The organism is Glaciecola punicea ACAM 611, from assembly GCF_000252165.1.
Lineage (GTDB): Bacteria > Pseudomonadota > Gammaproteobacteria > Enterobacterales > Alteromonadaceae > Glaciecola > Glaciecola punicea.
Genome location: NZ_BAET01000004.1, coordinates 111,138 through 126,091 on the forward strand (window position 1 = coordinate 111,138; position 14,954 = coordinate 126,091).

Consider the following 14,954-nt stretch of genomic DNA (forward strand, 5'->3'; position numbering starts at 1 on the left):
GTCGTGATAGATCCCTATATTAAGTTGCTAGCACAGCTTCATTACACCTTCAGTAATGTATCGCTACTGCAGCAAGCTCTTACGCATCGTAGTGCCGCGCGCAAACATAACGAGCGACTAGAGTTTTTAGGCGACGCCGTGTTAGGCCTTGTGATTGCCCAGCGGGTGTATGAAAAATTTCCAAATCTGCCGGAGGGCAAGCTCACCCGCATGCGCTCAAATCTGGTTAAGGGCGAAACCCTAGCCAAAGTCGCCAGAGAATTGTCTTTGGGTGAGCTTATGAAACTGGGGCCTGGCGAAATGAAAAGCGGCGGTCGCAGACGAGATTCAATTTTAGCAGATGCGGTAGAGGCCATTCTTGGCGCCATTTATGTTGAGTCTGGAATAGACGCTGTAGCGCTTACCATAAACACGCTGTTTGAAAAAAGAATTAAAGCGCTCGACCCAGACGAGCAGATAAAAGACAACAAAACGCAGCTGCAAGAATACCTGCAGAGCCGCCAGTTAGATTTGCCCGATTATAAAGTGACAGACATAAAGGGCAAGGATCATGCGCAAATGTTTACTGTCAAATGTAATGTACATGCCTTAAAAATCCATAAAACGGGCGCTGGCAAGAGCCGCCGTATTGCCGAGCAAGAAGCAGCCAAAAAAATTTTAGAGGCCTTACCATTATGACTGAAACGTACTGTGGAATGATTGCCATTGTTGGCCGCCCCAATGTGGGTAAGTCAACGATATTGAACCGCATTTTAGGGCAAAAAGTGAGTATCACCTCGCGTAAGCCCCAAACCACTCGCCACCGTATTATGGGCATAGACACCCTCGATAATAGGCAAGCTATATACGTAGACACCCCAGGCCTTCACGCTGATGAGAAAAAAGCGATAAACAAATTGATGAATAAGGCCGCGTCAAGCTCCTTAAGCGAGGTATCGATGGTGTTATTCGTAATAGAAGGCACTCGCTGGACCGATGATGACGAGCTTGTGTTGAACAAAATTAAGCAGTCGGGTTTACCCTGTTGGTTAGTCGTGAATAAGATAGATATGGTGCCTGAGCACGGCAAACTATTTGACACCCTAAAAGAATTGAATAAAAAGCATGATTTTACCCACCTCTTGCCAGTGTCTGCAAAGCAGGGCAAACAAATAGATAACCTGCGCAAGTTAATTTTTGAGCAACTGCCTTTAAGTGAGTTTTATTACCCTCAAGACTACGTAACCGATCGCTCAAGCCGATTCATGGCTGCTGAAATTATTCGTGAAAAGCTAATGCGTTTCACTGGCGATGAACTGCCTTACGCGGTAACGGTAGAAATTGAGCAGTTTTCGTTAACCCCTAAAGGTGTTTACCATATTCACGGCCTTATATTGGTTGATCGCGCTTCGCAAAAGCCTATGATTATAGGCAAGCAAGGGTCGCATTTAAAAACCATGGGCGCTGAAGCGCGAAAAGACATGGAAGTCTTGTTCGACAATAAGGTGTTTTTAGAACTATGGGTGAAAGTAAAATCGGGCTGGGCTGACGATGACCGAGCACTGCGTTCATTAGGCTATGACGATGATTATCGTCCATAAGTGGCTGTGCCAAAAGTGTTAAGTTCTAATTTTTTAGTTGGCCGCTAAGATGCAAGTGCGAAAACTTGCAGGTAAACAAACCAATCAACAATTAACGGTTGTTAAAGTAACGCTATTTATAAGCGAGATGAATCGATGAAACCATTACAAGATTTTCGAAAAGAATATACCAAGGGCACGCTCGACACTAACGTGCTTACTAAAAACCCTATGGATTTATTTAACAAATGGCTACAAGACGCCATTGCGGCAGAACTGCCCGACCCAAACGCAATGACTGTAGCCACGGTTGACGCAAGCGGCCAGCCTAGCCAGCGTATAGTATTGCTCAAAGACGTGAGCGACGAAGGCTTTGTGTTTTACACCAACTTAGGCAGTCGCAAAGCCAAAGAGTTAAAGCACAACGATAAAATAAGTCTGCACTTCCCATGGTACTTTTTAGAGCGCCAAGTGCGTGTGTGCGGCATAGCACAACCTTTGCCTCGCTCCACTGTGGCGAAATACTTTTTCTCACGCCCCAAATCGAGCCAGCTAGGCGCGTGGGCAAGCCAGCAAAGTACGCCCATATCGACTCGTCAGTTGTTAGTCACTCAGTTCATGCAAGTAAAAGAAAAGTTCGCAAAAGGCGAAATTCCACTGCCCGATTTTTGGGGGGGTTACTTAGTCAAACCCAGCCAAATAGAATTCTGGCAGGGAGGCGAGCACCGCCTGCACGATCGTTTCGAATATAATAAAGCAGAAAATGGCGAGTGGGACAGTACTCGATTAATGCCCTAGGCATGATCGACAGCCACTGCCATTTTGACCTTGCGGTATTTGAGAATAAGCGCAAGCAAATACTGAACAAGGCCCTGCAACTGGGCCTTAAAAAGCTGTTAGTGCCGGGCTTAAGTCTTGACCAGTTTGCGACCCTTTTAGAATTAAAACATCGGTATCCGCTTATTGATATCGCTTTAGGTTGTCATCCGTGTTTTTTAAGCGTTTTGCCAGAACCTGAATTAAAAAGGCAAATGATGCGCATGGCCGATTTGGCTAGCCAGCATAAAACGACAATAGTCGCCATTGGTGAATGCGGGGTAGACGGTTCACTGAGCATACCCATGGAATATCAAGAAAAAGTGCTGCGGGAGCAAATACGCATTGCAAAAGTGATTAAAAAACCATTAATACTGCACCATAGGCAGTCGCACAACGAGCTTATTCGCATACTTAAACAAGAGAAGTTTGACGTTGGTGGGGTGGTGCATGCCTTTAGCGGCAGCTATCAAACAGCGCAGACTTATATAGCCTTAGGTTTGGCCCTTGGCGTAGGCGGTACTATAACGTATGAGCGGGCCGTTAAAACAAGGCGCACAATTAAGGCAGTTGATATGGCGCATATTGTGTTAGAAACCGACGCGCCTGACATGCCAGTATATGGTTTTCAAGGTGAGCCTAATACGCCCGAAAGACTACCTTTAATTGCGCAAGCTTTAGCAAAATTAAAGGGTATATCAGTAAACGAGGTAGTGCAGCAAAGTACTGCTAACTATCACCGTATATTTACATAGATTACCAAACCAGCTAAAACCACAGCAATCAAGGGTCACTACACCAAATTGTCTTCGGTTGCCGCTTTGCGATAGCTTTGACGGGTTTTATAAAACAACCTTGTGGCTAACGCAGCGGCCACAATGCTCAATACAATCATAAGTATACTCTGCGAAAGCTGGTTTTTGTTAAAAATTCGATGATGCTCGGTAATGGCCTGCTTGTCTAATAGCAGCTTAATGTAGCCAATAAGGTTGCCTTCAAACACAATGTCTTCGACAAATACAAGAGGCTTTACTGCATTTTCTTTGACCATGTCTACCACCGAAAAATTATCTTCTTCCTGAGCGTAGCGCACGCCTAGTTCGTCAAATAAAACGGCGCCTTTTACAAACATGCCTTGGTTAATAACCGCCACATACTGCATCAGCATTTCTTCGTCATCTTTAGCTAAGGGCGCGGCAATAAGCTTAGCGGCCTGCAGGGTGAGGCTGCGCCCAAGTTGTTCAGACTCAACTTGATACCACTTGGCGGCGTTTTGTGAATGCATGTAATATAAATTAACGCCAATGATCACGCAGAGTATAAGCAAAATAAGGCTAGATATACGTTTGAATATTGAATAATTGTGGCTTTTACGATGGATGTTCATGGCGCTTAATCTTTGCTTTTATACAGTTATAACGACCTTAGTTGAAAACGCATTAATTGCCAAGATTTGTTTTTTGAGAACTTCTGTTAAGGATGAGGTTTGCCTGAGACGATTGCTAAGCTTGCAGTGGTGTTTCGCTAAAAGCAGCCGAAACCTGCTATGGTTAACGTCGTTTTAGAACAGTTTTTAAAGAGGCTATGGTGAAAAAAGTGGGTTATAAACGCTTTTTTTCAAAGTCTCAGCCTGACCTGTTGATAGATATGCTGCAGGAGCGCATGCGCGAGGTGCTCAAATTGACTTTATAAATGTGTGGGCTTCACGTATTATTTGCTTATCCAAGCGCTGCCTTTGACTATTTTATAATTGCGTATTAATTAGCAGATGGCTTTAGCACTGAAATATTGATTTACAGGAAGCTCACTTAGTGACCGAAAATATCGCATCATACAAACACGGCTTACCGAGCAACGCACGCTTGGCTATTGCGCACTTACACACTCAATTAAACGACGGTAATTATTTAGGCTTAGCCTTAGCACAACATTCTTCATCTGAGGTTCTTCTTCCCCAGCACCTTCAGTTTGAAACAGTTGACAAGTCGCATTTTAGCGATTACAGCGCGCGGCATAGTCTTCATGCTGCGCCAAATGAAAAGTGCGTAATAGTGGGCCAAGCTATTAATTTAGACCTGCTTAGTCACATTATTTGCCAGTATTTTTGCCAGGCTCAGCACCTTGTTATTCAGCAACATTACCTGCACAGTGAATTTGCGCAACAGGCTATTGAACTAACTCTGTATCATAATACGGTAGCCGCGAATAACGTGCTTCTTGTGCATAAACCAGATGCTTCCCAGCAACATAGTGCAGCAGCGACATGTGACAGCGGTAAATTGCAAGCGAATCAGTATAGCCTTCTTAAAGCGAGCGTATTGCTTACCTTAGCAAAAGATTATCGTGTGGATGCTTTTAAAATCTCATCCGTGTCATTGTCGAGGCCGGGATTGTTAGTTATGGATATGGACTCAACAATTATAGATATGGAGTGCATAGATGAAATAGCGATCTTAGCAGGCGCAGGAGATAAGGTTCGCGAGCTTACCGAGCGAGCAATGCTCGGAGAACTCGACTTCAATCAAAGCTTAAATGCGCGTGTTGCTTGTTTGCAGGGTATACACGTTGCAGAACTCGAAAAGTTAAAAAACAGACTCCCCATTACCCCAGGCTTTGCGCATACCATAGCAATCTTACAAAAGCACGGTTGGATAACGTGCATCGCCTCTGGCGGCTTTACCTATTTCGCCAACTACATAAAAGACAGCTTTGAGCTGACCCAAGCCACTAGTAACATTCTAGGCATAGAACAAGGCTGCTTAACTGGCAAAATTGAAGGCGATATTGTGAACGGGGAGATGAAAAAACAGATACTTATTGATACCCTGAATCATTATAGCATAGACCCCCACCAGTCTATCGGCATCGGCGACGGCGCCAACGACCTACTGATGATGAGCGCCGCAGCTTTAGGTGTCGCTTACAAAGCCAAACCTAAGGTCCAAGCTGGCGCCGATGCAAACATCGTTTATTGTGGCTTTGAAGGCTTGCTGTACTGCTTGCAGCCATAGCAAATAAAGTTTTTCAGCATTGTTCATTAACTACCGTGCGCAGATCTATTGAGTGAATACTGGGCTTGGCCAAACGTTTAACTTCCATTTTTACTAAAAGCCGTAGGTTTGACGAAATCGCTTTAGGGCGCCGTTCAAATTCTTTATTGAAATTGGCCTTTTGACCAAGGGTTAAACCTTGAATGATTTGTCGATAGGGCGACAAACTTGGCCGCTGGTTAGGTTGTTACTTGATAGTGCTTGCTCTTGTGGAAGTAGTTTATTGTGCTTATTGTTTGTTTATCGGAACATTGGCTTATAAATAAAGGGAAATTTAAATTTCCTTCTTACGTCTGCCCACCATGTAGTATCATCACCAAATGCTCCCAAAAGGAAACAACAAATAATGGCAAAGGTCCCAAAAACTCAATTTGTGTGCACCGATTGCGGGCACAGCACTCCGCGTTGGCAAGGGCAATGTATTTGCGGCAGTTGGAATACCATGACCGAAATGCGGGTAAGTGCTGATGCACCCAGTCAGCGCGCAAAGTCAGGTCTTTCGAGCAGCGCGCTAGGCTATGCGGGCAGCCAAGGCGGTGGTGCTAAAAAGATAGACGATGTGCAGTCTGCTGACGCGCAAAAAAGCCTCACCGGCATAGGCGAGCTTGATCGAGTGCTAAGCGGCGGCGTTACCAAAGGCTCAGTAAATATTGTGTCGGGCGACCCAGGCGCAGGCAAAACGACTTTGTTAAGTGACTTAGTGGCTAGGATGTCTTTGCGCATGCCCTCGTTATATTGTACCGCCGAGGAATCGCTATCGCAGTTTAAAAACCGGGTAGACCGGCTGAAACTTGAGTATAACAACGACAATTTGTTTTTGCTCAGCGAAACCAGCGTCGAAAATATCATTGACGAGCTTGACGCGCAGCAAATTAAATTTGCCGTAATAGACTCTATTCAAGCGGTGGTAACGCAGTCGGCAAACGGCAGCCCTGGCTCGCCTTCGCAGGTTAAGGCAGCCGCGCAAATACTGACGCAGTATTGCAAACAAAACAACGTCACCATGTTCATTATTGCCCACGTAAATAAGAATAACGAAATCGCCGGCCCGCAAACTCTTGTACATATAGTTGATGCGCTGTTGCATATAGACACTAATGACGGTCAGATTCGCACGCTGCGTGCGAACAAAAACCGTTTCGGCGATGTAGACACCGTGGGCATATTTAGAATGTGTGAGCGTGGCATGCTTAGCGTCGACAACCCAAGTGAAATATTTTTGTCAGGCTCAAGTACTAACTCTCCCGGCTCTACCATTACCTGTATTCGTAAGGGAAACCGTAATATTTTACTCGAGATTCAATGTTTAACCACAGAAAATGAGGCTGAATATCCCCAGCGGGTGTGTGTGGGTTTGAATATGAACCGTATCAAAATGCTCACAGGTATATTGCGTAAGCATACTAAAACGAAAATATTTCACGATACTTTTTTTAATATTGTAGGCGGTTTGAAAATTGATGAGTTAGAGACGTGTATCGATCTTGCGTTGGTGGCCGCTTTGTTAAGCAGTTTGAACGACTTCGTTATTCCACGTACCAGTTGCATTATGGGCGAGCTCAGCCTAAATGGCGACGTGCGTCCTATTGATAGTGGCGTACCGCGTGTTAAAGAGGCGGCGCAGCATGGGTTTACTGAAATTTATATTCCGCACAGGAACTATCATAAGTCGATGGAGGGTTTAGGCGCTAAAGTGATGCCCGTAAAAACAATTCATGATCTGATTGCCTTAATAAATTAGCAGGCTTTAAAAAACGAGGCAGCAGCTTCGTTTTTTAAAGCAACTTAATTACTACAGCATTTCTACAGCTAGCGCAGTAGCTTCACCGCCGCCAATACACAGAGCAGCAACGCCTTTTTTCAGGCCTTTTTGATGCAAGGCATGCAGTAAAGTCACCACAACGCGCGCGCCCGACGCGCCAATTGGGTGACCAAGTGCGCAAGCGCCGCCTTTAATGTTAACTTTACTGCTGTCTAGTCCAAGCTTGTTAATGCCCAACATAGTGACCATAGCGAAGGCTTCATTTATTTCAAACAAGTCAACATCATTGGGACTCCAGCCTGCTTTGCTAAGCACTTTTTCAATCGCGCCTACCGGGGCGACTGTAAAGTCTTCAGGCTTAACGGCGTTAGTGGCGTGAGCCACTATTTTAGCAAGCGGCGTTAAGCCAAGTTCTTTTGCTTTAGATTCTGACATAACTAACAAGGCCGCTGCGCCATCAGAAATTGAGCTTGAGTTAGCCGCGGTTACCGTGCCGTCTTTGGTGAAAGCAGGGCGCAACTCAGGAATTTTGTCAATGCGTGCATTGCTGGGGCCTTCGTCGGTGTCTACCGTTACGTCACCTTTGCGAGTGGGGATAGTAACGGCAATAATTTCGTCTTTAAAAGTGCCGTCTTTAATGGCGCTTTGTGCTTTAGTGAGCGAGCTTATGGCAAATTCATCCATTTGCTCACGGGTAATGCCTTCGCTGTCGGCGGTGGCTTGTGCAAAACAGCCCATTGCTTTGCCGTCGTATGCGTTTTCTAGGCCGTCCATCATCATATGGTCAAAGGTTTGGCCATGACCCATGCGGTAACCAGCACGTGCTTTTGGCAATAAATAAGGTGCCGCTGACATATTCTCCATGCCGCCTGCTACAATCGCAGAGGCGCTGCCTGCTTTAATTAGGTCATTCGCTAGCATAATCGCTTTCATGCCCGAGCCGCATACTTTGTTGATGGTGGTAGCGCCTACGCTCAAAGGAAGGTTGGCTCCCAGCGTAGCTTGGCGAGCGGGTGCTTGGCCAAGTCCTGCGGGTAACACGCAGCCCATAATGACTTCGTTAATAGCGTCTGCTGGAATGCCGGCGATAACTGCTTTTATCGCAGTTGCGCCTAAAACAGGTGAGGGAACCGCTGATAATGCGCCCATAAATCCGCCCATAGGGGTACGTTTTGCTGCAACAATTACAACTGACTCGCTCATATTACTGTTCCTTATGTATTTATAAAAACCTGACTATACTGACTGGCTTGACCATTCACCGAACCCACATTGATGATACGACCAAATTGACGAGTGCGTACCCTTAAATTACTGCACGGCGGGTGTTAAAGCAAGAGGCTAGGATGGTTTGAAAAACCGCATCCCACCGAACAAAGTCCCTTCTGTGCATAGTGCCGTCGCGCGTTATATCGGCATTGTTTACTGATACGTCTACCGGAACGAATTCTTTTTCGATGTCTGCAATGCCCGCTGCTATTGCTTCAAAATCAGACACGTCGAATTTTTTAGTCGCAATACCAGTACGTTCTGTAAAATCTGCTGCTTTTTGATTGTTGCCACCATAGTTGGCAACTACCGTATAAGCTTTATCGTGCAACTTTATACAAATTGCTTCGCCAATCCCTCTGGTATCGCCGGTTTCTAAAGCTACTATTGTCATATTTGCATCCTTATTATAGGTTCATGAAAAAGCATCACGTTAAAATCTCGAATATCATTTCTACATGACAGCAGCCGGTATCGATATAACGTCTATGGCAATTTTCATAATATATATAAATGATAATGATTAAAGGACTTTGGTCTACTTTTGATAAATAGTTGATCTAAACCTGATAATGCTTAAGCTTAAAACAACAATAGGGCAGTTTATATCAGTCTATACAAGGCACGCTCATCTATGAAAGGAAAGTTTACGCCCACGCTGCGCCAACAATATTAGCGATTCAAATAAGCCTCTAGTGACAATAGTATTCTGTGCACAGCCGCAATTTGTTTACCGTCTTTATTCAAGTAGTCGCTGCCGGTATATCCCCACCAGTCCCAGCAGGCCTGAGGGTTCATTGGCATAAAGCTAGATTTTGCAATTTGCGGATATAGAATAACCAAACGATTACTAGCGGCCCATTCATTTAACCCCGTGCTGGTGGCATACTGCTGGCCCACATTGTCTATAGACTGGTTGCAACCATGAAAGCTTATATGCACCTTGCAGGACTTTCCGTCTAGGCAACTATTGGGTAAATAAACAAAGCTTTGTTCATTCATGCCGGTGTTGTCAATGTTGGCTAATGCATTTTGCTCAAAGATAATAAGCTCGCCTGCTTGCATAGCTGTATTTTTATCTACTGGGTTTTGTAGCGGCCCTAGTATAAAGGAGAGCATTTCTCCTGCGCCGTCGAAATTACATTTGCCAATATAAGGGGAAGCCGATTCTTCGCAGTCTACGCCATTTTCTAAAGTAGGAAACAGATGCGCTACTGGCTTGTTGTTTACCACAGCAAGATTACTAGGGGCAACAAGCTGGGCGTATTGCGCTTGTAATGCACTTGCCACTTTAGATGAAATTTTTGTGTCTAAGGCGCCGTGAAACAACCACACCTTATCGTTTTTAATCTGGCTAATTGAAGGGCCTAGCGTCGTAGAAATGTCCTTTATTTTGTCTGCATAGGTTTCAGGCGCTTTATCAATACACTGCGCCAGTGCCGTCATAATTGAGTTTTGCGCGCAGCCATATGGGCCTGCTGCAAACACCCCCACATCCGCTACCAACTCAGGGTGAGAAAAATGAAATTGAGTTGCCATGTAGCCGCCTGATGACATGCCTGACAGGGTAATGTTTGATGTATCAAGCACAACATTTTTAGCTTTTTCGCTAGCCACCGCAGTGCCAGTGTAGAAGGCGCATGAGGCTAGTACGGGCAATAAAAACGTAAAAACTGTGCACTTATCGCGTGAGATTATCATTGCTTATTCATTATCACTGTTTGCAGCTTTAGGTGCTTCGTCATTTAGAAATGCGCGTATAGTGTTTGCATGTTTTACAATACCGGCAACGCCCTCGAGGTGTCCAAGATCACCGCTTAAGTATTCTAACTGTGAGCTTTGTTCGTTAGCGCGAAGTATAGAGTCTATTTTTTCAGCGTGATAAGGCATCAGCAATAGGTCGGTAGTGGCGGGTATTAGCAGCACCTTAGCGGTAATTTGCTTTAATCCCTCTTCAAGCGTGCCCTGCATGCCAGTAACAAAAAGCTGGTTCGCGCGCACTAAATATAGCAAATGATTGGCATCCATTAGATGCGCTCGCTCGGCTGCGCGGCCCATAAGCCAGTTCACAATGCTGGGCTTAGCGCTAATACTTTGCAAAGCATCCTCCTCAAGCGGCGTATAACCAATTTGTGCGCCTATTTGAATGAAAAAGTTTGGGTGTAAGGCAGACTGGGTGATCATGGCTAAGGCATGGGTTAAGCCTAGAGTAGGCCACTGCTCTTTTGGCAGATTATAATAATCGCCGCCGTTAAAATTAATATCCATGGTAATTGGCACAGTCCACTGCTCTAAATACGCACTTGTCCACGCATCGGCGCTGCCCGATCCTATTACTGAAATTAATCGTTCTACCCACTGCGGATACGCGCTGGCCCACTCAATAGCCTGCATCGAGCCCATTGAGGGGCCTGCCACCGCGTAGAGTTTTTGGATACCCAAGCTTTCCAAGACTGATTTTTGGGTATTAACAAAATCGCGCATGGTTACCACGGGGAATGTAAGTCCATAAGGCTTTTGTGTCTTAGGGTTGATAGAGGCAGGGCCGGTGGTTATCACGTTTTCATCAAAAGCCCCAATATTGACTAGCGAGTCAACGCTAATCACAAAAAACCGATTGGTGTCTATCGCCTTGTTTGGGCCTATAATGGCGTCCCAATAGCCCGGTTCTGCATCATCTATGTGATACTTTCCCGCTGCGTGAGAATTACCGGTGAAGTAATGCGTAATTAAAATAACGTTAGACTTGTCCTCATTAAGTTCGCCATAGCTCTCCCACCCTACCTTTACATTTTCAATTGTTTGGCCACCAAAGGTCGTGAAGGTGTCTATGCTATGCGTTTGTTTTATTACTATCATTAGGCTTTGATTTTCCTTGGCGTGTAAGGGTGTGCTAGCAAAGGTAAATGCAAGCAACACTATGCCTATTAATGAAAACAAACAACATACTAGCCCTTTGGGTAAACAACAATAGTTTATGGATCTTATACTGAACATTTATTTACCTTCCTTATTTAAAACATAATGAAAAGCGCAATTGCCATACATAAACCAATGAGCGGGACAATCACCGTTAAGCAGGCCATAGGGCCGTAAGCGGCTTTGTGAGTTTCATTGCAGATTGCGCGAATAGTGGTTACTACATAGCCATTATGTGGTAGTGAGTCAAGCGCGCCTGAGGATATTGATACCACCCTATGAAGCTCGCTTGGATCGACCCCTTGCGCTAGATAATGCGGCGCAACTTCTGGCAAAGCAATGGCTTGGCCACCTGAAGCACTGCCGGTTAAACCCGCAATAACACTGACGGCAACGGCGGCGCCCACCAGTTCGTTGCCCGGAAGATGGGTCATTAGGTATACCGTATCTTGAAACGCTTCAGTTGTTTTAGCAACTGAACCAAAACCCACCACCGCCGCAGTATTGCCAATGGCAATAAGGGCGCCGGTAGTGCCTTGGTTTACCGCTTCACCCATGTTAATGAAGTACTTATAATTGACAATTATCAGGGCAATTACACCGCCGCCCAACGCGGCAATTAAGGCATACTGAGCATAAGCTTCATGCAGAAAGAACGAGATAGACAGCACCACCATTAGAGGTACTAAGCCAGACGCTGGGTGCGGGTATTCGCGCGCTTCTATATTGGGATCTTGGGGCCTAGTTATAAATGACTCGCCGTTGTTGACCGCTTTGGTGACCATTTTTTTCAGCCACCAGTAGCCAAATGTGGCCATAAAGACGGCAACGACTAAACTCACTTCCCATGCAGCAAAAGGAGACGTGCCTAAGAATTTTATGGGGATCCAGTTTTGAATTTCAGGTGATCCGGCTGAGGTCATGGTAAAGGTGACCGAGCCAAAGGCCATGGTAGCGGGAATAAAGCGGCGCGGTAAATTAGCATCTTTAAACAGGCTCAAGGCCATGGGGTAAACAGAAAATGCCACTACAAAAACCGACACGCCGCCGTAGGTTAGCACCGCGCAAGCGGCAACCACGGCAAATAGCGCTTGTTTATAGCCTAGTTTTCTAACGATAGCGCGCGCGAGGGAGTCTGCGGCGCCGGTGTCTTCCATAAATTTACCAAAAATAGCGCCGAGTAAAAACATAAAAAACCATGAGGCGACAAAACCCGAAAAACCGTCCATGTAGGTGACAACAAAGTTTGCATCACCGGTAAATACCAGCATGTGGTTGCTAAGCGCAACAAGTAGGGCGCAAAATGGAGCGGCAATAAATAAATTTACCCCCCTTATCGTTAGATAAATCAGTAGGCCAAGGCCACCAACTAGTCCAATTAAACTCAACATAAATGAAATCCTAAGCAAATGCCGTGCGCGTCATTGCACATGGCCTAGTCTGTGACCGCAGACCGCCAGGATTGAAAAAGCATGCGCTATTTCTACTCGAATGCCCATAGTACGATGGTACTAGTTCTTTTTACATCTATTTACATTATATTTACATTAGACCGCACACCCCATGCTTAGCATTTAACGACATTTACATTATGTTTACCGCATTTAATAATAGGAAAGAATGATGAAAACCATTAATCAAAAGCACACTGTTTACAGCACAGATATTTGCGCTGGTGTGACACACACTAGTAAATTAAACTTACGCCAAGGCTTAGTCAAAAGCCTAATAGCTACGTCAGTTGCACTAGCTTGCGGCTTACTTGCTATGCCCACAATGGCGGTTCAAGACAATGCTACTGCAGAAAAAGAGGCCGGTAAACTTGAGGTCATCAACGTAACTGCAAGACGCACCGTAGAAACGCTGCAGTCGGTGCCGGTGGCACTTACCTCAATTGGGGAAGAAGAGTTGCTTAGCAATGGCATATCTGTGCTCACCGAATTACAGCAGTTTTCGCCCAACACCACCTTGCAAACCAGCAGAGGTACCAACAGTACGCTGACCGCTTTTATTCGCGGAATTGGTCAGCAAGATCCTTTGTGGGGCTATGAACCAGGCGTGGGTATTTATATTGACGATGTGTATATTGCGCGTCCCCAAGGCGCGGTACTTGATATTCTAGACGTGCAGCGTATTGAAGTATTACGAGGCCCTCAAGGCACGCTATATGGTAAAAACACGATTGGCGGCGCGGTTAAATACGTGACTAAAGAGATGCGCGGAGACGCCGCATTTACCGCTAGTGCCACCGTAGGAAGCTATGGACAGCAAGACATAAAACTTACCGGTCAGTTGCCGATTATTGAAGATAAACTATATATAGGCGCTGGCTATGCTGATTTGAGTCGCGATGGTTTTGGCACCTATTTACAGTCGGCGCTGCCGGGTCAAGACTTAGAAAACTATAATAGAGACTTGTGGGCTGCCCGCTTGAATCTTGAATACAGACCTACCGACGACTTATCTTTTAGACTGGCATGGGATAAAACACAAGACGACTCAAACGCTAAAGGCGGTTACAGACTTCTACCTTCGTTGCTAACTAATGCGCCAGTGCCAGCGAATAAATTCGATTCCTACACCAGCCTACCCACCACTAACGAGGTGCAAATTGAAGGTGTAAGCTTAACTGTACGCTACAATGCAACAGACGATCTTGAATTGAAATACGTGGCTTCTGATCGCGACAGTTATTCGCCAACCAATATCGACTTTGATAACACCGCGCTTGATATTTTCGACGTACCGGCTGAATACCGAGACGAAAACCAAACACATGAACTTCAGGCTACTTATCTACAAGACGGATATAGCCTAGTAGGCGGCCTTTATTATTACGATGGTGAGTCGTGTGGTAACTTTAATGCCATTTTAAATGTGTTAGGAAGATCCCTTGGTGCGGCTGGCTTAACCCGAGAAGTTGCCGGTTGCAACAACTCACAAAGCTATGCACTTTATACCCAAGGTTCATTTGATTTGAGCGATAAACTATCGTTAACCTTAGGCGCCAGATACACCACCGAAGAAAAAACCGCCTTTGTTAACAATGGTTTAGTTTTTGCTCCTGTTTATCCAAGCACCGGCTGGGTGCCGGGTTATGTAAGACCCGAAGGCCAATTAGTGCCTACTGTGTTAGGCACCGACAGCGATGGCGATGGTGTATTAGACAGCCCCAAGTCCAAGACTTGGAACCAGTTTAGTCCTCGCGTAGGGCTTGAATATCAAATGGATCGCGACACCATGATTTATGCCTCTTATGGACAAGGCTTCAAGTCGGGTACCTTTAACCCGCGCGCGAGTGGGAACGAAGCGGGAGTGGATCCTGAAATTGTAGATTCAGTTGAGATAGGCTTTAAAAGAGATTGGACCGAACAGTTAAGAACTAACGTGACGCTCTTTAGCTACGATCACAAAGACCGCCAATACATTGGGGTGGGCGATGCAGGCGACGGCACTCAGCTTAACCAAACCTTGCAAAACGCGGCTGAAACAAGCGGTAGCGGTTTTGAAGCTGAAGTGACATATGTGGCTTCTGATAATTTAACCTTCAATGCCGCATTTGGCCATTTGAACTTTGCG

At 45.5% G+C, this 14,954-nt stretch carries 13 protein-coding genes; 7 read left to right on the forward strand and 6 right to left on the reverse strand.

The annotated features are described in order from the left end of the window. Window positions 1-3 precede the first annotated feature (3 nt). From rnc to GPUN_RS01495, 4 genes are all read left to right on the forward strand, one after another. Window positions 4-678, forward strand: coding sequence for a ribonuclease III (gene rnc / locus GPUN_RS01480; RefSeq protein WP_006002706.1), 675 nt, complete (start codon window positions 4-6; stop codon window positions 676-678). Beyond that, entirely contained in the window at window positions 675-1,580 is a 906-nt protein-coding gene (gene era, locus GPUN_RS01485; RefSeq protein WP_040519954.1) for a GTPase Era, read from the forward strand. The genes rnc and era overlap by 4 nt, the downstream gene beginning before the upstream one ends. A 135-nt stretch (window positions 1,581-1,715) precedes the next feature. After that, on the forward strand, window positions 1,716-2,357 hold the full coding sequence (gene pdxH / locus GPUN_RS01490) for a pyridoxamine 5'-phosphate oxidase (protein ID WP_006002708.1): 642 nt from the start codon (window positions 1,716-1,718) through the stop codon (window positions 2,355-2,357). Then, the gene (locus GPUN_RS01495) at window positions 2,330-3,130 is read left to right on the forward strand and encodes a TatD family hydrolase (RefSeq protein WP_238528929.1); all 801 of its coding nucleotides are present in this window, start codon (window positions 2,330-2,332) and stop codon (window positions 3,128-3,130) included. The genes pdxH and GPUN_RS01495 overlap by 28 nt, the downstream gene beginning before the upstream one ends. A gap of 38 nt (window positions 3,131-3,168) precedes the next feature. Here the strand turns inward: GPUN_RS01495 and GPUN_RS01500 are convergent, their stop codons facing one another. Next, a complete protein-coding gene (locus tag GPUN_RS01500; protein ID WP_006002710.1) occupies window positions 3,169-3,762 on the reverse strand; it encodes an AhpA/YtjB family protein in 594 nt (197 codons plus the stop codon). 424 nt (window positions 3,763-4,186) lie between these two features. Between GPUN_RS01500 and serB the strand changes: the two genes are divergently transcribed. Both serB and radA read left to right on the forward strand, forming a co-directional pair. Next, window positions 4,187-5,386: a phosphoserine phosphatase SerB gene (gene serB, locus GPUN_RS13575; protein WP_006002712.1), complete on the forward strand. Its 1,200-nt coding sequence runs from the start codon at window positions 4,187-4,189 to the stop codon at window positions 5,384-5,386. Window positions 5,387-5,771: 385 nt separating this feature from the next. Continuing rightward, entirely contained in the window at window positions 5,772-7,166 is a 1,395-nt protein-coding gene (gene radA / locus GPUN_RS01510; RefSeq protein WP_006002716.1) for a DNA repair protein RadA, read from the forward strand. Window positions 7,167-7,217: 51 nt separating this feature from the next. Here radA and GPUN_RS01515 read toward each other — a convergent pair whose 3' ends face one another. From GPUN_RS01515 to GPUN_RS01535, 5 genes are all read right to left on the reverse strand, one after another. Continuing rightward, complete coding sequence (locus GPUN_RS01515; RefSeq protein ID WP_006002718.1) at window positions 7,218-8,390, reverse strand: thiolase family protein; 1,173 nt, start codon at window positions 8,388-8,390, stop codon at window positions 7,218-7,220. Window positions 8,391-8,493: 103 nt separating this feature from the next. Continuing rightward, entirely contained in the window at window positions 8,494-8,850 is a 357-nt protein-coding gene (locus GPUN_RS14440; RefSeq protein WP_006002720.1) for an SDR family NAD(P)-dependent oxidoreductase, read from the reverse strand. Window positions 8,851-9,128: 278 nt separating this feature from the next. Beyond that, window positions 9,129-10,157 carry an extracellular catalytic domain type 2 short-chain-length polyhydroxyalkanoate depolymerase gene (locus GPUN_RS01525; RefSeq protein WP_006002722.1) on the reverse strand — a complete coding sequence of 343 codons (1,029 nt, stop codon included), beginning with the start codon at window positions 10,155-10,157 and terminating at the stop codon, window positions 9,129-9,131. A gap of 3 nt (window positions 10,158-10,160) precedes the next feature. After that, window positions 10,161-11,396 (reverse strand): E22 family MetX-like putative esterase, encoded by a 1,236-nt coding sequence (locus GPUN_RS01530; RefSeq protein WP_006002724.1) that lies wholly within the window; start codon window positions 11,394-11,396, stop codon window positions 10,161-10,163. 74 nt (window positions 11,397-11,470) lie between these two features. Beyond that, complete coding sequence (locus GPUN_RS01535; protein ID WP_006002726.1) at window positions 11,471-12,766, reverse strand: GntP family permease; 1,296 nt, start codon at window positions 12,764-12,766, stop codon at window positions 11,471-11,473. Window positions 12,767-12,998: 232 nt separating this feature from the next. Here GPUN_RS01535 and GPUN_RS01540 point away from each other — a divergent pair. Beyond that, a partial coding sequence (locus GPUN_RS01540; RefSeq protein WP_141567190.1) for a TonB-dependent receptor occupies window positions 12,999-14,954 on the forward strand: 1,956 nt, incomplete at its 3' end.